The sequence below is a fragment of the Acidobacteriota bacterium genome (assembly GCA_016716905.1).
Lineage (GTDB): Bacteria > Acidobacteriota > Vicinamibacteria > Vicinamibacterales > SCN-69-37 > SYFT01.
The window spans coordinates 269,850-288,663 of sequence record JADJUS010000003.1; the positions used below are offsets into that span (position 1 = coordinate 269,850).

Sequence of the window (18,814 nt, forward strand, 5' to 3'; positions counted from 1 at the left end):
GCCACAGTCACGGTCACTGGCCTCGCCGGCCCTACGGGCATTGCCCTAGCATGGCTGGGCCACCGCGACAACGATCCTGGCCTTCACGGAGTCCGGCTCGGGCTCGGCGCCCTCGGATTTGCGTGGACCGGGTGAATCCCGCTACGCAGTCCGACAGGCCGCAGCCTGTCCACGCTGCTGGTAGACTGACCCCGCGATTACCAACACATGGCACTGACAGCTCCCTCTGGCAGAGCTGCGACGCGCTCCGTGGCGGCATGGACGCCAACCAGTACAAGGACTACGTCCTGGTGCTCCTGTTCATCAAGTACATCTGCGACAAGTACGCCGAGCAGCCGTACGCGCCGTTCACAATCCCGAAGGGGGCCGGCTTCAAGGACATGGTCGCCTTGAAGGGCAACAAGAACATCGGCGACCTGATCAATAGGCAGGTCCTGGCGCCGCCGGCGGCCGCCAACAAACTCTCGGATTTCCCGGACTTCAACGACGCCGCCAAGCTGGGTAGCGGCAAGGAGCTGGTCGAGCGGCTCACGGACCTCATCTCCATCTTCGAGAACTCGGCGCTGGACTTTTCGAAGAAAGCGCGCCGATGGCGACGACATCCTCGGTGAGCCGAGCCGTTGGGCAGAACTCGGTCCACGGTCGATCCTGAGTTATGTTCTACGGTACAAATTGGCCCGGCGCCTGCTCCCGGCACGGAATACCGAGGCGCCACCACATCAACTCGTCAACCTGCTGGTCGACCGCATGATTCAGCGGGGGCCACCGCGGTTCGGTGAGCGTCGTGGATGGCGCAGTCAATCAAGTTGTGGCTGAGGTCGCCTGACCCATTCGCATTCGTCGGCTTTCGTCTCGCATCGGGGTAACGCCGGCGTTACCCCACTACCGGAAATGTTGACTTCGGTGCCGACGCAGCGCATTCTGAGTCTCCGAGTATTCAAGACGTCTCTGACTTTCGCTTCCTGAGATCTTACACACGGTCGAAACCGAGGTTGAAATGCGAAGACTTCCAGATCTCTTTCCCTCATGGTGTCGGGCGCGGCATCGATGGTTAGCATCGGTTGGCTTTGTCGGTATCATCGCGTCCTCAGCCTTGATAGCGGTATCCGGAAGCCTCGATCCAGATTTCGGCAATGGAGGAATTGTTAGAACGGACCTGCTGGGTGGAACCGATTTCGCCTATGCTCTCGCTCTGCAACCTGACGGCCGAATTGTGGTAGTAGGAGCAGCTTCAGCAGCTTCGCCCTTTGATGGGGACCGCAATTTTGCTTTTGCGGCGGCACGGTACCACGCAGACGGCACGTTGGATTCTACTTTTGGCATCGGTGGGCGAGTGACGGTCGACTTGGGGGATGGCGACGACCTCGCTTTGAGCGTCGTCATCCAGCCCGACGCCAAGATCGTTGTAGCAGGCACTTCACATGCGGGTGATCCAAATTTCGGCGACCGCGACTTCGCGATGCTTCGCTTCCAAGCTGACGGTTCACTGGACTTGTCGTTTGGTGATGGTGGTCGCGTCATTACCAGGCTTTCGACAGGGCAGGACGTTGCGCTAGGTATAGCGCTGCAGCCAAGTGGCCGGATAATCCTGGCCGGCCACAGTCGGTCGTCCGATGTCGCTCTCGTCGGGTACACGGCCGATGGCAGCTTGGACACATCATTTGGCACGGACGGGATTGTGATAACTGACATCGGCGGCGGCCCGGACATGTCTCAAGGCGACATCCTTCTGCAACCTGACGGCAAGTTATTGGTCGCCGGGACGTCGGGCATTGGCGAAGGCAACGACGTTTTCGTTGCTAGATATAGCGAAGACGGGATCCTAGATTCCTCTTTCGGTAATGGCGGATATGTACTGACAGACCTTAGGCTAATTGACGGTTTCGGCGGCTTGGCGATGCTGCCCGATGGGAAGGTGATAGTCGCCGGTCATACTACGAATCTCGCCGAGGATGACGCACTCTTCATCGCCCGTTATTCAACCAGCGGCCTGCTTGACAGTACGTTCGGCGTGAACGGCCTAGTAGTGTCGCAGTGCGCTAACCGTCGGTCATTTGGCCGCGGCGTCGCAGTCCATAACAATGGTCAAGTATTTGTGGCGGCGGCGGTTCTCGGAGGAGGCTGGTCCGATTTTGGTGTCTGTGCGTTTAACAGCGACGGTTCCGCCAACTCAGCGTTCGGCGACGCAGGTGCCCTTGTGGTCGATGAGCGTACCCTCGACGAACCGACGTTTGCAGTCCTGCAGCCCGATGGCAGGCTTCTGGTGACTGGGATCAGCGGAAACGGTTCGTCAGATTTTGACTTTCTGACTCTGCGTGTTGGCACCGGCATAGTTATTCCGCCGGACAGTGATGGTGACGGCATTGTTGACGCGGTGGATAACTGCCCAACTGCGGCCAATCCAGATCAGCAGGACTCCGACGACGACGGAGTCGGCGATGCCTGCGATCCGACGCCATTCCCTGACACGGAGGCGCCGAGCATCTCGTGTGAAGCACCTGACGGATCCTGGCATCCGTCGAACGCGACGCTTAGCTGCACGGCTGTTGACAGTGACTCGGGACTTGCGATCGGTGCCGATGCGGTTTTCGATTTGACTACGAGCGTTGCCGCTGGAAGCGAAACAGCGGACGCGGCGACTGACTCGCGCACGGTCTGCGATGTCGCGGGCAATTGTGCAACGGCTGGCCCCATTTCCGGTATCAAGGTTGACCGACGACCGCCCACGACTAGTTGCGCGGCGGCTGATGGACTGTGGCACGGGGCCAACGTCGGCATCGCCTGCACTGCGGCCGACGGTGGGGCCGGCCTCATGAACAGTGCTGGTGCGTCGTTCAGTCTGGAGACAAGTGTTTCGGTCGGTGCTGAGACTGCCGTTGCCGCGACCGTTTCGCTCAGTGTGTGTGACAACGTGGGCAATTGCGCGACTGCGGGCCCAGTCGTCGGGAACAAGGTGGACAGGCGTGCACCCAGCGTCTCCATCTCGGCGCCAACTGCCACCGCGTACTTACTCGGCCAGACAGCAGTCGCCACCTACGCGTGCACGGATGGTGGATCCGGAGTGACCGGCTGTGCCGGCCCAGTTGGAGATGGGGCGCCTATCGACACCAGTTCGGTGGGCTCCAAGGACTTTTCCGTCACTACGACCGACGCTGTTGGTAACACGGCGACCTCGGCCGTGACATACGTCGTGGTATACAACCAATGCGTGCTCTATGACCAGACGGTGGCACACAGGGCCGGCTCGACGGTTCCGATCAAACTCGCGCTCTGCGATGCCGCGGGCGTCAATGTGTCAGACTCATCCGTGCCGGTGGTGGCGCAGGCCGTGTATCTCGTATCAACGAGCGCGCCCGGCCCCTTGGCCGACGCCGGAAACGCAAACCCCGACAACCAATTCCGGTTCACCGGCGGAAGCTACATCTTCAATCTCAGTCTGAAGGGCTTTTCGGTGGGCACGTATGCGCTGGTCTACAAGGCCGGCAACGACCCCACTGATCATGTGGTGCAGTTCCAAGTGAAGTAGGAGCCTGGATCCGCCGAGGGTGTCGGTCGGTCTTTGGCGGGTGTGATGAGGCTAAAGCAGTCTTCATGAAGTTCTAGTACCAACGGGGCGGTTCATGATCGTTGGCGGATCTCGAACTGGCCGCGTTGTTGATCGATGGGCTGCATGTCCGTGACCATTGCCTGGTGGTCGCGCTGGGGATCGGTGCCACGGGCCAGAAACACGTGCTGGCGATGAAGAACACGTAGGGGCGCAGTGCGCGAGGGGGGAACGGAAAAGCCGGGCACCCTTCGACGTTGCTCAGGGTTGCCCGGCTTTGATGTCTTCTCCGTCTTGAGGCCCGCCTTCGCGCTTTGCGCTATGGCGAGGCAAGCTCAGGCCGCGCTACGTTCGGAGAGCGTCTCGGTGTGATCCGCCGTAGCCCAGAAGTCCTCTGAGCCTCGGAGTCTCCCTGTGATCCGTCGTAATCGCCCCTCAGCGCCTCGGGCCGCGGTCGCGATCCCGGCGCGGGCCACGGTCACCACGGTCGCCGCCACGGCCACCCCGGTCGTCACCGCCACCGCTGCCGCCCCCGTGAGCGTCGCCGCCACCGGGATACCGCGGCGTCATGCCCTCGCCTTCCTTCAGCAGCACCTTGCGGCTCAGCCGCACCTTGCCGCTCGGATCGATGTTGATGACCTTGACCTCGATCTGCTCGCCTTCCTTGAGCTCGTCGCGGACGTTGGCCACGCGGTAGTTGGCCATCTCGGAGACGTGGAGCAGGCCGTCCACGCCGGGCATTAATTCGATGAACGCACCGAAGTCCGTGATGCGCTCGACGCGGCCCATGTAGACCTTGTCCTGTTCCGGCGTTGCGGTGAGTTCCTGGATGATCGCGATGGCCTTCTGTGCCGCCACGTCGTCTGAACTCGCGATGTTGATACGGCCGTCGTCTTCGACATCGATCTTCACGCCCGTGCGCTCGACGATGGAGCGGATGACCTTGCCGCCCGGTCCGATGACGTCGCGAATCTTCTCGACGGGGATCTTGATGGTGATGATGCGCGGCGCGTAGGTCGAAATGTCCTTGCGCGACGTGCCCAGCGTCTCAGCCATCTTGCCGAGGATGTGCATGCGACCCTGGCGCGCCTGTTCGAGCGCCTTGCGCATGATGTCCATGGTGATGCCGCCCACCTTGATGTCCATCTGCAGGGCGGTGATGCCCGTCGCGGTGCCGGCCACCTTGAAGTCCATGTCGCCGTAGTGGTCCTCAGCGCCCGCGATGTCGCTCAGCACGGCCCACTTGCCGGTCTGCTCGTCCATCACGAGGCCCATCGCCACACCAGCCACCGGCGCCTTGAGCGGCACGCCGGCATCCATCATCGACATCGCGCCGCCACACACCGACGCCATGGATGAAGACCCGTTGGATTCGAGAATGTCGGACACGACACGAACGGTGTAGGGGAACGCTTCCTGGCTGGGCATCACCGGCGCGAGCGCGCGCTCGGCCAATGCGCCGTGACCAATTTCCCGCCGGCCGGGGCCGCGCAGGAACTTCACTTCGCCCACCGAGAACGGCGGGAAGTTGTAGTGGAGCATGAAGCGCTTGTAGCTCTCGCCGTCCACCTTCTCAATCTTCTGCGCATCGTCATCCGTGCCGAGCGTGGCGGTGACCAGGGCCTGCGTCTCGCCGCGCGTGAACACGCACGAACCGTGCGCGCGGGGGAGGACGCCGACTTCGGTCCAGATGGAACGAATCTCGTCGAAGCGGCGGCCGTCGAGGCGCTGACCGCGGTCGAGGATTTCCTCGCGGAGGATGCGCTCCTTGAGACCGCCGATGAAGCCCTTCGCAGCGGACTGCTGGTCTTCGGGGAAGCTCTTGACGATTTCGCCGATGACCTTGTCCACCGTTGCGTAGTTCTCGAGCTTCTCGCGGATGCGCATGGCGGCGGCCAGCGGCTCGTACGCCTTGGCCTCCACAGCCTTCTTGAGGTCGGCGTCAACGGCCTTGGCTGCGACCACGGTCTTGGCCTTGCCGACTTCCTTCTGGAGGTCGTCGATCATGGCCACGATCTGCTTGATGGCGGCGTGGGCCGTCTCAAGCGCCGTGATCATCTCTTCTTCGGTGGCTTCCTCGGCGCCCGACTCCACCATCATGATGGCCGTCGCGCTGCCGGCCACGACCAGGTCAATCTTGCTGGTCTTACGCTGCGGATAGGTCGGATTGACGATGAACTGGCCGTCGATCAGGCCGATGCGCACGGCGGCAATGGTCTGTTCGAACGGAATGGTCGAGATGGCGAGTGCGGCAGAGGCGCCGGTGATGGCGAGCACGTCGGAGTCGTTTTCGGCGTCGGCCGAGATCAACATGCCGATGATCTGCGTCTCGTAGAACCAGCCGCTCGGGAAGAGGGGACGAATCGGACGGTCGATCAGGCGGCAGGTGAGTGTCTCCTTGTCGGCCGGCTTGCCCTCACGCTTGAAGAAACCCCCGGGGATGCGTCCCGAGGCGTAGGCGGATTCGCGGTAGTCCACGGTGAGGGGCAGGAAGTCGATGCCCTCGCGCGCGCTCGCGGAGCGGCACGCGGTGACCAGCACCATCGTGTCACCCTGGCGGATGATGACCGCGCCATCGGCCTGTTTGGCCAGCTTGCCGGTCTCGATCGACAGGGTCGATGAGCCAATCGTCAATTCTCTTCGGAACATGATTTTTCGAATCCTTCTGTGCGCTGTGCTTTTGTGCTTGGTGCTGTTGTGCTGGGTGCTACTTGCGGATGCCGAGACGCTTGATCAGATCCGTGTAGCGGGCGGGATCTTCCCGACGCACGTAGTCGAGAAGCCGGCGTCGCTGGCCAACCATCTTGAGCAGGCCGCGGCGCGAGTGGTGATCTTTGGCGTGGGTCTTGAAATGTTCGGTGAGGTAGGTGATGCGTTCGCTGAGAATCGCCACCTGCACTTCCGGCGAGCCGGTGTCGCCTTCGTGCGTTTTGTACGTACTGATAACTTCGGTCTTACGGTCCTTGCTCAACACGATGAGTACCTTCCACGGGCCGCCCAGAGTGCGCGAAATGCGCATGACCAGATCGGCCGTAATTGTTGCGCCTACAAGGGATTAATTGTATCTGACGCGGGGCGCAACGCGTAATGGCGAAATGCCACAAATGCCCGAAATGGCGAAATGTCTGCAATTTCCGAGTGGCTGAATGGGGGAATGTCCTACCCCAAGACCACAGACGGGTGGAGTTGGCCGCCGCGCAGGTCGGCCAGGGCGATCAGGGCGCCTGACTCGTCCAGCAAGCGAATCTTGGTGAGGGAAGAGCCCATGGGAGCCCAGGAACCCTCCGCAAACTGGGGGCCGATCGGGTTGCCGTGCCTGACCCGGACCAGGCCCCCTTCAGACACCCGGACGGCGGGCAGGTCGGGCAGGGCGTCGGCCAGGGAGATCAGGCGGGGTTCCAGAAGGGGCCCCAGGCGGTCGGCATCGTCCAGGGACGTGGCCGATTCCACCTGGAATGCGCCCGACCGGGTGCGCCGGAGAGCGTGCAGATGGGCGCCGCAGCCCAGGCGTTCGCCCAGGTCGCGGGCGAGCGATCGCACGTAAAAACCCGCGGTCACCGTCATGGTCAGTTGGACCAGGTCACCGGTCCGCGCCACCAGGTCCAGGCTGCGAACCGTGACGGACGCGGTCTTGAGCGGCACGTGCTGGTCCTTGCGGGCCATGTCGTAGGCCTTGTGGCCGTCGACCTTCTTGGCCGAGTGCTGCGGCGGCATCTGGTCGAACGTGCCGCGAAACTGGTCCAGCGCTGCCGCCAGTGCGTCGTCTGACGGCAGAGGTCCGGCCGGCTCGTCACCACCCAATCGCTCCCCAGCCGCGTCGTCTGTCGTCGTCGCCCAGCCGAGGCGAACCGTGGCTTCGTACACTTTGTCGTGCCCGCTCAGCAACGATGCCAGGCGCGTGGCTTTACCTAACAGCATCACAAGCAAGCCCGTCGCGCGCGGATCCAAGGTCCCGGCGTGACCGATGCTTCGTTCGCGGGTCACCTGGCGTAGGCGTGCAACTACGTCATGCGAGGTGGGACCGCTGGGCTTATCAATCAGAAGTATCCCAGTCATTCGTAATGGCGAAATGTCACAAATGTCCGAAATGGCGAACTGCGGACAAACCAATGCGGACAACCATTGCAGGGAAGAATGTTCGAATGTCCTTGGTCGTCAATGGTTGAATCTGCTGCTCCAAGGTCATTCCCTCACTGCGCGCCTTGGACATTCCCGCATTCCTGTCTTCATTGGTCTTTCCGCAGTTCGCCATTTCGGACATTTGTGACATTTCGCCATTTACACGGCGGCAGGGAGCGCGGTAGCGATGGCATCGACGATGGCGGTGGTCACAGACGTGCGCGACCCTGCAATGCTGCAAGCGGCCGCGTTGACGTGCCCACCGCCCCCGTGCTGAACGGCAACATCGCGCACACTGACGCTACCTTTCGACCTCATGCTGACGCGGTATTGCGTGTCGGATTGCTTGCGCACGAGCGCGACGGCGAGCACGTCCTTCGCGCCGAGTGGCAGGTTCACCAAACCGTCCGTATCGTCGCTGGTCGCGCCACACGCTGCCAAAATCTCGTCGTCGTAATACAGCACCGCGAGGCGGTTGTCGTAGTGCAACTCCATCGAGTTGAGCAGTGCGCCGGTCAGGCGAATGCGGCCGACACCGAAGCTGTCGAAGATCTCGCGCGAGAGCAGCGCCGGCGAAACCCCGGTGGCCGCGATGCGGGCAGACGCATGGAAGGTCCGCGCTGAAATCGGGCCATGGCGGAAGCCGCCGGTGTCTGTGACGATGCCGAGGTAGAGGTGCGCGGCAATCTCCTGAGTCCAGCCGACGCCGAGCGCGTCGATGACATCGGCCACCATCTCTGCACACGACGCGGCCGATCCGTCGAACCAGTTCACCGAACCAAACATCGTGTTGCCGATGTGGTGGTCGATGTTGATCACGGTTGGCCGCTCCAGGCCAGCCACCTCGGGGCGCGACAGGTCGCCGCATTCCATCACGATGGTGGCTTCAGCGTCGGCTGGCAGGTCGGGAAGAGGCGGCGCCTCGGGTGACACCACGATGCGATCGGCACCGGGGAAACTGCGATACGGGCCTGGTACCGGGTCGTGGTTGACCAGGCGCACGCGTTTGCCCAGCGCGTCGAGGGCAAAGGCCATCGCGAGCTGTGAGCCGATGGCATCGCCATCAGGTCGCGCGTGAGAGGTGATCAGAAACGCATCGTGGCGGCGAATCGCCGCAGCGACGTCAGCCGCGGAACCGGTCATGACTCGTCTGCGTCATCCGGCCGGCCGGCGGGCGGGGCGTTCGCCGGGTCTGAAGACCCGGCCTCCGAGGACGGCAATTCGTCCATATCCTGCGGCAGCGGGTTCTCTTCCCGCTCGCGCTTGAGGTCAATGAGGATCTGCTCGATGCGGTCCTGGTGTTCCACGGCCTGGTCGTAGAAGAACTGCAGCTCGGGCACTCGGCGCAGACTGAGGCGCGAGCCGATTTGGCGGCGCAAGTAGGGCAGGGCGCGTTCGAGCGCCTTCTGCGTTTCCTTCTTCTGCTTCTCGTCGCCGAAGACGGTGTAGAGCACCCGCGCCAGTTGCAGGTCGGGCGTGACCTTGACGCGCGTGAGCGTGAGAAAGCCGATGCCAGGATCGTGCGCCTGCTGCGACAGGATCTGGCTCAGCTCCTGCCGGATTTGTTCGCCGACCCGGTCCGCGCGGGCACCCTGGGCCATTACAGGGTCTGCGCGATTTTCTCGACGTGGAACACTTCGATCATGTCACCCACCTCGACGTCGTTGTACTTGTCGAGGCTGATGCCGCACTCCATCCCCGACTTGACCTCGCTCACGTCGTCCTTGAAACGGCGGAGCGAGCTGATGCGGCCGGTCCAGAGGACCTTGCCGCCACGCGAGAGGCGCGCCTGCGCGTCGCCTGCGCGGGTGATGCGACCTTCGGTGACCATGCAGCCGGCCACGGTGCCGGCCTTGGGCGAACTGAAGATCTGCTGCACGGCCGCCGCGCCGATGCGGGCTTCCCGCAGCGTCGGTTCGAGCAGGCCCGTCATGGCCTTCTTAATCTCGTCGGTGACGTTGTAGATGATCGTGTGGTGCCGGATCTCGACGTCCTCGCGCTCAGCCACTTCGGCCGCCGAGCGGTCGGGCTTCACGTTGAAGCCGATGATGATGGCCTTCGACGCCGTGGCCAGCAACACGTCGGATTCGTTGATGGCGCCGACGCCCGTGTGAATGATGCGCACTTTCACGCGCTCCTCACTGAGCTTCGCCAGCGTGTCCGACAACACTTCAGCCGAGCCCTGCACGTCGGCCTTGATGATGATCGCCAGTTCCTTCAGCTGGCCTTCGGCCATCTGCTGCTGCAGCGATTCCAGCGTCATGCGTGAGCCACGCGCACCAAGCGCCTTGGCCTTGGCCTGCGTCTGGCGGTAGGTCACGATCTGGCGCGCCTTGAGCGAGTCGTCCACCACCTGCAGCAGATCGCCCGGGGAGGGCAGCGCCGACAGGCCGAGAATTTCGACCGGCGTAGACGGCCCCGCCGACTTGATCTTGCGGCCCATGTGGTCGAACAGCGCACGCACCTTGCCGTCCACCGTGCCGGCGATGAAGAGATCGCCTTCGTGAATGGTGCCGTCCTGCACCAGGACGGTGGCCACCGGGCCACGGCCCCGATCGAGTTTGGCTTCAAGCACAGTGCCCTGCGCCATGCGCGTGGGATTCGCCTTGTGACTGCCGATGTCTGCCACGAGCAGAACCATCTCGAGCAACTGGTCCAGATTGGTCTGTTGCTTGGCGGACACTTCCACGGTGACCGTGGTGCCGCCCCACTCTTCCGGCTGCAACCCGAGTTCCGAGAGCTCACGCTTGACGCGCTCGGGGTTCGCTCCGGGCACGTCGATCTTGTTCACCGCCACGATGATCGGCACGTTCGCCGCCTTCGCGTGGTCGATGGCTTCCTTGGTCTGCGGCATGACACCGTCATCGGCCGCCACCACGAGGATGACGATGTCGGTGACTTTGGCGCCGCGGGCGCGCATCATCGTGAACGCCGCGTGACCGGGCGTATCGAGGAACACGACGCGTCGGTTGTTGACTTCCACCGAGTAGGCGCCGATGTGCTGCGTGATGCCGCCGGCTTCGCCCTGGGCAACCTTGGCCTTGCGGATGGCGTCGAGCAGCGTGGTCTTGCCGTGGTCGACGTGACCCATGACCGTGACCACCGGCGCGCGCTCAACCATGTCCTCCGGCTTCGAGGCAGTGGTTTCCACATCCACCACTTCCTCTTCGAACGAACGGATGAGCACTTCCGCGCCGAAGTCGCGTGCCACCAGCTGCGCCGTTTCGGCATCGAGCGTGGAGTTGATGGTCATCATCATGCGACGATCCATCAGCTTCTTCATGACGTCCTTGGCCTTGACCTCGAGTTTGTCAGCCAGGTCCTTCACCGACATGCCTTCTGCGAGCGTGATGAGCTTGGTGATGGGCGGCGGCGCCTCTTGCATCATCGGCATGTTGGGGCGGTCGTCGCGACGCGGTCCCTTTGTGCGGGGGCCCGAGTACGACGGGCGATAGCCGGTTTGACCCGGACGATACTGGCCGAGCGGCGGACGCTGGCCGAGCGGCCCGCCTGGGCTGCCTGGCTGGCCGGGACGCACGGGTTGCGAGGGCAGCGGACGCGGACCACCAAGTGGCGGCCGCGGGCCGGTGGGCATCGGACGGCCCATCGGGCCTCCCTGACGCGCCTGCATGCTTGGATCGGCCGGTCGTGTCGGGGCCGGGGCAGACTGCTGCGGCCGCACAACCGGACGCTGCGGAATGGGCCGCGCGGCCGGCGCTTCGCCGGTCAGCGGGTCTTCAATGCGCAGGCGACGCGTGGGCGGCACCACGCGTCCCGACGGACGCAGCGCGGCCGGGGATGACACGACGGGAACGGGCGGAACGGGCGGCGCGGCTGGCTTGGCCACGCGCGGTTCCGGCACAACGACAGGCGGCACGGCCGGCGCCACCGGGGGCGGTACCGCCGGCGCGACCTGCGCGACCTGCGCGACGACCACTGGGGGCGCGGCGGGTTCCACGACCGGGGCCGGGGGCGGCGGTTCGGGCACCACGACCTCAACCACCGGGGGGGCGACCGGTTCAGGCTCGACCCTGAGTCCGCGCACAACAGGCGCGGCCGGAGGCTCGGGAGCCGGTGTAGCGGGAGGCTCTGGCGCCGGCGCCACAACGGCCTCGGGTGTATCGACCGCCGCCTCATCGGTGGCAGTGGCCGGCTTGACCGTCTTGACCAGACGCGGCCGCAATACGGGCGCCGCAGGCTTGACGGGTTCAGGCGCCTTGGCGCCCTTAGCCGGCGTTTTTTTGGCAGGCGCCGCTGGTGTCTCGGCGAACATCGCGCCGCCGGGCAGCGTGATCTTGCGCGCGCGCGCCTGGCGTTCGACGAACTGGCGGGCGACGATCTCCTCGATCGAACTTGACGCGCTCTTGGCCTCGATGCCCGTTTCTTTCTTGAGCAGCGCGATGGCTTCCGGGCTTGAGAGGCCCAGCAGTTCAGCGACTTTATAAATCCGGACAGTGGCCAAAAGGAACCTCGGAGAATCTACAAACTAGAATTGGCGGCGGCCTGAACGGCTGCAACCGTCTCGGCGTCGAAGCCGGGGAGTGCCAGGAGTGCCTCGGTGCTGGCCGCGCGCACCTGCTCCACCGTCGTGAAACCACCCGCCGTCAGGGCGCTGATGACTTCCACGTGGATGTCGGGCAACACGAGCGGCGCCGCGCTTTCCGTGGCTTCGCCAAACTCCAGCCCAGCCATCGTCAGCTCAACTTCTTTCTTCTTGTCTTCGTCGCTCTTGATGTCGATCTTCCAGCCAGTGAGCTTGGCCGCCAGGCGCACGTTCTGGCCCTTCTTGCCGATGGCGAGCGACAGCTGCCGATCTTCGACCAGCACTTCCATCACGCGCGCTTCGTCATCGATGATCGTCACGCGCTGCACGCGGGCCGGACTGAGCGCCTTGGTGACAAAGTCCACCTGATCTTCCGACCATTCGACGATGTCGATTTTTTCTCCGCGCAGTTCGCGGATGATGGCCTGCACGCGGGTGCCGCGCATGCCGACGCACGCGCCCACCGGGTCCACATCGCGCTCGCGCGAGAAGACCGCGACCTTCGCGCGGTCACCGGCTTCGCGCACGCAGCCGCGAATCATGACCGTGCCGTCGTAAATCTCCGGCACTTCCTGCTCGAACAGTTTGACGAGCAGCGCCGGGTCGGTGCGCGAGAGCACCACCTGCGGCCCCTTGGCGTTGAGCGTGACGGCCTTGATGACGGCGCGCACACGGTCGCCAATGGCGTAGTTTTCGGCGCGCGACTGTTCGCGGCGCGGAATCTGCGCTTCGATTCGGCCAATTTCCACGATCAGGTCGCCGCTCTCGAAGCGCTTGACCATGGCGTTGACCACTTCGCCCACGCGCTGGCTGAACTCGTTGTGAATCTTCTCGCGCTCGGCTTCACGCACGCGCTGGGCAATGACCTGCTTGGCCGTCTGCGCAGCAATGCGGCCGAGCTTGGCCGTTTCTTTCGGGAACTCGATTTCCATCCCCGTCTCGGCTTCTTCGCCGTACAGCTCCTGCGCCTCGCTGAGCAGGATCTCCTTGGCGGGGTCCACCACGGTCTCGACGATCTGCCGGACGGCGTAGAGTTCCACCTGCCCGGTTTCCATGTTGAACCGCGACCGGAGGTCGTCGTCTTCCTTGAACACCTTGCGCGCGGCCGCCAGGTACGCGTCCTCGATCGCGCTCACGACGATGGTCGGGTCAATGCCCTTGTCCTTCGCCACCATGTCAATCATTTGCTGCAGTTCAGTCGCCATAATCAGAACTCAACTTCCAGGCGCGCCCGGCGAACCCCGCCAAGCGGCACTCGATGGACCCGCCGGCCTTCGGTGAGGAGGATGTGCCCCTCGTCGAAGCCAGACAGCCGGCCCGCGAAACTTGTCTGTCCCTCCACCGGCTCAGACGTCACGATCTTGGCCAGACGCCCCGTGAACCGACGATAGTCGGCTTCGTGACGCAGCGGCCGATCGAGGCCGGGTGAGGACACCTCAAGGGTGTAGGCCTGTCCAAGCGCCGCACCCAAATCATCTTCCACGTCGAGCAACGTTCCCAGGTCGTGGCTCACGCGCTGGCAGTCGCCAATGCCCACTGCCTGATCCGGCCGGTCCGGGCCGTCCGATTCCTGCCACGGGCGATCCACCATCACCCGCAGGACCCAACCGATCGATTCGCGCCGGAACTGCAGGTCAAACAGCTCCAACCCATGACTCGCGGTCACGCGGACCGCCGCTTCACGTACCCGTTCAACAGCGGCTTCGCGCGACATGGCTCTTTAAAAACTGGTCCTAAAAAGACAAAAAGTGGGCACGGGCCCACTTACCAGTACATTCCCGTTACGACCACCCGAGAGTATAGCACGCTGCCTCAGCGGTCGGCCGCGGCCTTGACGCCCAGGCCGCGCTACACGGACAAGACCTACATGAACGAGCAGGTGGTGGCGGGCGGGGAGGGTGGGGCGGCGATGGCGGCCGACACCAGGTCGGCCATCACCGAATAGCCGAAGTCACTGGGGTGGAAGCCGTCGCTTGAATAAAACGCCGGCTGATAGACCTGGGCGTGGCACATGAGGTCCACGACGCGGACCTTGGCCGAGCGGGTGGCGTTCATGCCGGCCGTAAATCCTGCCGAGAGGGTCCGCAGGTAACCGCGTTCCTCTTCGGTGTAACCCGCAGCGTAGGGCAGGCGGGCCAGGTTGGGCAGGTTCAGGACGATGATGGTGGCGCCGGCGGCACGTCCCGAAATCCCGGAGATGAACCCCGAAAAATCGCGGGCAAAATTCTGGATCTGGGTGTTGCCATAGGCCGCGCGCGCGCCCGGGGCCAGAGGTTTGAGGGCGGCACCGATGGCGTTGACGCCATTGGCGTCGGAAAACACGGTCACAATCGTGGACCCGTTCGGCACAAAGGGCAGTTGGCCGTCAATCATGTTTGCCGGAATCCCACGGCCCAGGCTGTTGCCGATGGTCATGATTTCGCGGCTCAGCACGGCACCGGGCACCCCGAGGTTCAGGAACGCCAGACTGGGGTTTGTCGCCCGCAGGCGGCGCGCGACGATCTGGACGTAGCCGGCCCCGTCCGGACAGGCTGAAAACGGGATGCAGGGCGAGCTGCTGCCGTAGCCGATGGCGTCACTCGCTCCCAGGGCGGTGTAACTGACGCCGCCGGTCACTATCGGGCCGGGTTCGGTCGGCTTGGAGAGCATGTCGCAGCCGGCCGAGACCAGCATCAGGGCGGCTCCGGCCAGCGCCAATCGCCCGGTCCCGGGCCGAAGGGGGAAAAGTCGCATACGTGAGAGTATCGGTCCGTTCAGGCCCGGCCGACAGTGCCGCTGAAAAAGACGTCGGGTGTCTTTTTCGTGCAAAAAGACACCCGACGTCTTTTTTAACTCAGGTTGCGGGTGCTAATTTGGGACGACGACCAAATCATACCCGCGGGAGCCAGAGATGGTGGCGTCTACGACCGTGCCTCGCACCAGCGTGGTGGGGTCGCACTGGTCGAAATACACCATGGCGTCGATGTCGGGCGCCTGGCCTTCGAGCCGGCCCAGTACCACCAGGTCAGACTCGGGTGACGGGCCGTCCACCATGACGCGCACGGCGTCGCCCTTGCGGGCCTTCAGGCGCCTGGCCACGATCTGCTTCTGCAGCTTCATCACCGCGCCGCGGCGGGCCTGCTTCACCTTCGCCGGCACATCGTCTTCGAACTCGTGCGCGCGAGTGCCTTCCTCGTGCGAGTACGTAAACACACCCACGTGGTCGAATTCCGTGTCGCGCACAAAGTCCATCAGTTGCGCGAAGTCATCTTCGGTCTCGCCGGGGAATCCCACGATGAAGGTGGTGCGCAGAGTTACTCCCGGCACCAGGCGGCGAATCCGCGTCAGCAGCTTGTCGTAGGTCGCGCGATTACCCGGACGCCGCATCCGCCGCAACACATCCGCCGACGCATGTTGCAGCGGCAGGTCGATGTACTTGCAGACCTTCGGGCACTCCGCCATCGCCAGCAGCACGTCGTCTGTAATCGTCGTCGGATAGAGATACAACAGGCGGATCCACTCGAGCCCGTCCACGTCATTCAGACGACGGAGCAGTGTGGCCAACGCGCCTCGTTCCCCACGGTCGATACCGAAAAACGTGGTGTCCTGTGAAATCAGCAGGAGTTCCTTCACGCCCTGCGACGCGAGCTGTTCCGCCTCGCGCACCACCGCGTCCACTTCGCGACTGCGGTACTTACCTCGCAGCGTTGGAATGATGCAGAACGCGCAGGTGTAGTCGCAACCTTCGGCGATCTTCACGTAGGCGAAGTGCGAAGGCGTGGTGAGCACCCGCGGCGTGTCGCTGCCGTAGAGGTAGGTGATATGGGCGCCTGGATGGGGTGCTGGGGTGCTGTGGTGCTGATGTGCTCTAGTGCTGGGTGCTAGATCGGCCCTCGAGCGGAACAGGGTCATCGGCGTCACCGTGCCCGCAATGGCACCGACGATCTCGGGCACTTCGCCTGTACCCAGGCACACATCAATTTCTGGAATCTCGGCCTGGAGCTGCTCGCGATATCGCTCAGCCAGGCAGCCGGTCACGATCAGTTTCTTGCACGACCCGTCGCGCTTGAATTGCGCCATCTCGAGGATCGCGTTGACCGACTCTTCCTTCGCGTTGTCGATGAAGGCACAGGTGTTGACGACGATGACCTCGGCGGTGGAGGCGTCGGCGGTCAGCTCATGTCCGGCGTGTTTCGCCATGCCGAGCATGACCTCGCCGTCCACGAGGTTCTTCGGACAACCCAGCGAAACGAAACCAATTTTCATTATGGGTAAATTCTGTAGAGCATACGGGGATACGGAATCGCTTCGCGCAGGTGGTCGAGACCGCAGATCCACGACACCACGCGCTCGATGCCCATGCCGAACCCGCCGTGGGGCACGCTGCCGAAGCGGCGCAGATCGAGGTACCACTCGAACGCCTCCTGCGGGAGGTTGTGCTCCTTGATGCGCTGCAGCAGGAGGTCGAGGTCCTCCAGGCGCTGGCCGCCACCGATGATCTCGCCGTAGCCCTCCGGCGCCAGCACGTCTACGGACATCGATACTTCGGGGCGCCCGTCCATCGGCTTGAAGTAGAAGGCCTTGATTTCGCTCGGGTAGCCTGTGACGGCCACGGGGCCGTCGAAGTGTTCCGACAGCGCAGTTTCATCCGGGCTGCCGAAGTCGCCGCCCCACTCAAACGGCAGGCCTTTGCTCTTGAGCACCGTGACGGCTTCGTCATACGTGATGCGCGCGAACGGCGCGGTGATGCGAGAGAGCTTCGCGGTATCGCGCTCGAGGACTTTGAGTTCACGCTCCCGGCGGTCGAGCACGCGGCCGATGACATGCGTGACCAGGCCCTCGGCGAGCGTGATGACATCGTTGAGGTCGGCATACGCCACCTCAGGTTCCACCATCCAGAACTCGGTGAGATGGCGGCGCGTTTTTGATTTCTCCGCGCGGAACGTCGGGCCAAAACAATAGGTGCGTCCCAGCGCCATCGCGTTCGCTTCGTTGTAGAGCTGGCCGCTCTGCGTCAGATACGCCGTCGTGTCGTCAAAGTACTGAACCGGAAACAGCGTGGTCGTACCTTCACACGCGGACGGCGTGAAGATGGGGCCGTCGGCCAGGATGAAGCCCCGGCTGTTGAAATAGTCGCGCACGGCGTCGATCACTTCGTGGCGCACACGAAGAATGGCCTGCTGCCGCTGGGAGCGAATCCACAGGTGGCGCCGGTCCATCAGGAAGTCCACGCCGTGTTCCTTGGGCGTGATCGGGAATTCGTGTGACGCGCCGACGACCTCAAGGCCCGTGGCCTCGATCTCGAACCCGCTGGGTGCTCGCGAATCCGCGCGTGGCGTACCGTGCACGATGATCGCGGACTCCTGTGAGAGGTGGTCGGCCGTGGCGAAGATCTCGTCGCCCACCGCGGCTTTGGACATCACGGCCTGAATAAAGCCCGACCCGTCTCTGACCTGCAGGAAGTGGATCTTGCCGCTTGAGCGTTTGCCGGCCAACCAGCCCTTGAGCGTGACCGGGGTCCCGACGTGCTTGGCAATGTCTTCTATGTAGACGTGCATCCCCTGATCTTATCGGAAAGTCAGGTCCCTACCGGAATTCCTCGACGTAGCGGGCGAGTAACTCCCGCAGGGCGGCGAACCGCGGGTATTTGTGCAATTGCTGGCGGGCGTAACGCAACGTCCGGGGGATGTATTGGATGTAGACCGTGTTCCCACGGGCGGTGGTCTGGTAGCCGAAGGTGCCGAGCGCCTTGAGGTTGCGCTGCAGGGCCATCTCGTCGAACCGGCGGCGGAAGTCTTCCGCTTCGCCGGGGCGCCCGGCCAGAGCCAGGAAGTACGCGAGCAGGTCGTCCACGTCCTTGTCCGAGATGTCCACGTACGAGTCGCGCAACAGCGACACGAGGTCGTAGGTATCCGGTCCCATGCGCGCGTCCTGGAAATCGATAATCCACAACTGACCGCCAGAGAGCATCAGGTTCCGGCTGTGATAGTCGCGGTGGCACAGCACCCGGGGTTCGGCGGCCAGCGACTGCACGAGGGCGAGCAACTCCACCCGCAGGGCATCGCGGTCACCGGGCGCGAACACCACGCCGCGATAGCCTTCCAGGAAGTGCTTGATGAAGAAGTCCGTTTCCCACGTGAGCTTGTCCTCGTCAAAGGCAATGCCGTAGGGGATGTACTTCGGGTCCTGCAATTCCCGACCGCGCCGTTGCATCACTTCAATCAGGCCGACGGCCTGGCGGTAGAGTGCCGCATGGGCCAGGGCGGGCGCGGCGCCCACATGCGCCTGCAGCGTCACATCGCCCAGATCCTCAAGCGCCAGCACACCGTGGTCTGCGGCCTCCCCCAGGATCTTCGGCACCGGCACCGGCATGGCGCCAAACAGCTCGGACACGTTCACGAAGGGCAACGTCTTGTAGTCGAATGGCCCGGCACTGACCGCAAGCACAAACGACTGTCCTCCCGGCGGCAACACACGGAAGTACCGCCGATCTGACGCATCACCGGTCAGCGGCACCACGCGCGCGGACGACTGTTTCGAACGGTCCAAATAGATCTGTACAGGAGCGGGAAGAGCGGGAGATGCCACGATCTGAGTCTACCGGGAAATTGAGGATACGATCACCCTCC

13 protein-coding genes and 1 pseudogene are annotated in these 18,814 nt (G+C 63.7%); 2 read left to right on the forward strand and 12 right to left on the reverse strand.

Annotated features, from left to right (window positions below):
- Positions 1-50 precede the first annotated feature (50 nt).
- Positions 51-816: pseudogene (locus IPL75_01515) on the forward strand (type I restriction-modification system subunit M N-terminal domain-containing protein).
- A 277-nt stretch (positions 817-1,093) separates the two neighbouring features.
- Positions 1,094-3,526, forward strand: a complete 2,433-nt coding sequence (locus tag IPL75_01520) for a PxKF domain-containing protein (protein MBK9238947.1) — start codon at positions 1,094-1,096, stop codon at positions 3,524-3,526.
- Between the two features lie 453 nt (positions 3,527-3,979).
- Here IPL75_01520 and pnp read toward each other — a convergent pair whose 3' ends face one another.
- The 12 genes from pnp to IPL75_01580 all read right to left on the reverse strand — a co-directional run bounded on the left by pnp (position 3,980) and on the right by IPL75_01580 (position 18,773).
- Positions 3,980-6,193 carry a polyribonucleotide nucleotidyltransferase gene (gene pnp, locus IPL75_01525; protein ID MBK9238948.1) on the reverse strand — a complete coding sequence of 738 codons (2,214 nt, stop codon included), beginning with the start codon at positions 6,191-6,193 and terminating at the stop codon, positions 3,980-3,982.
- 58 nt (positions 6,194-6,251) lie between these two features.
- On the reverse strand, positions 6,252-6,521 hold the full coding sequence (gene rpsO / locus IPL75_01530) for a 30S ribosomal protein S15 (GenBank protein MBK9238949.1): 270 nt from the start codon (positions 6,519-6,521) through the stop codon (positions 6,252-6,254).
- 182 nt (positions 6,522-6,703) lie between these two features.
- On the reverse strand, positions 6,704-7,600 hold the full coding sequence (truB, locus tag IPL75_01535; GenBank protein ID MBK9238950.1) for a tRNA pseudouridine(55) synthase TruB: 897 nt from the start codon (positions 7,598-7,600) through the stop codon (positions 6,704-6,706).
- Between the two features lie 222 nt (positions 7,601-7,822).
- A complete protein-coding gene (locus tag IPL75_01540; GenBank protein MBK9238951.1) occupies positions 7,823-8,806 on the reverse strand; it encodes a bifunctional oligoribonuclease/PAP phosphatase NrnA in 984 nt (327 codons plus the stop codon).
- Positions 8,803-9,264: a 30S ribosome-binding factor RbfA gene (gene rbfA, locus IPL75_01545; GenBank protein ID MBK9238952.1), complete on the reverse strand. Its 462-nt coding sequence runs from the start codon at positions 9,262-9,264 to the stop codon at positions 8,803-8,805. The genes IPL75_01540 and rbfA overlap by 4 nt, the downstream gene beginning before the upstream one ends.
- Entirely contained in the window at positions 9,264-12,125 is a 2,862-nt protein-coding gene (gene infB / locus IPL75_01550; protein MBK9238953.1) for a translation initiation factor IF-2, read from the reverse strand. Before infB ends, rbfA begins: the two co-directional genes overlap by 1 nt.
- Positions 12,126-12,142: 17 nt before the next feature.
- Positions 12,143-13,411: a transcription termination/antitermination protein NusA gene (gene nusA / locus IPL75_01555; protein ID MBK9238954.1), complete on the reverse strand. Its 1,269-nt coding sequence runs from the start codon at positions 13,409-13,411 to the stop codon at positions 12,143-12,145.
- 2 nt (positions 13,412-13,413) lie between these two features.
- A complete protein-coding gene (locus IPL75_01560) occupies positions 13,414-13,920 on the reverse strand; it encodes a ribosome maturation factor RimP (GenBank protein ID MBK9238955.1) in 507 nt (168 codons plus the stop codon).
- A 149-nt stretch (positions 13,921-14,069) separates the two neighbouring features.
- Positions 14,070-14,939 (reverse strand): SGNH/GDSL hydrolase family protein, encoded by an 870-nt coding sequence (locus tag IPL75_01565; protein MBK9238956.1) that lies wholly within the window; start codon positions 14,937-14,939, stop codon positions 14,070-14,072.
- A 114-nt stretch (positions 14,940-15,053) separates the two neighbouring features.
- Positions 15,054-16,451, reverse strand: a complete 1,398-nt coding sequence (rimO, locus tag IPL75_01570; protein MBK9238957.1) for a 30S ribosomal protein S12 methylthiotransferase RimO — start codon at positions 16,449-16,451, stop codon at positions 15,054-15,056.
- Positions 16,451-17,743: an asparagine--tRNA ligase gene (asnS, locus tag IPL75_01575; GenBank protein ID MBK9238958.1), complete on the reverse strand. Its 1,293-nt coding sequence runs from the start codon at positions 17,741-17,743 to the stop codon at positions 16,451-16,453. Before asnS ends, rimO begins: the two co-directional genes overlap by 1 nt.
- A gap of 28 nt (positions 17,744-17,771) precedes the next feature.
- The gene (locus IPL75_01580; protein MBK9238959.1) at positions 17,772-18,773 is read right to left on the reverse strand and encodes a phosphotransferase; all 1,002 of its coding nucleotides are present in this window, start codon (positions 18,771-18,773) and stop codon (positions 17,772-17,774) included.
- Positions 18,774-18,814 lie beyond the last annotated feature (41 nt).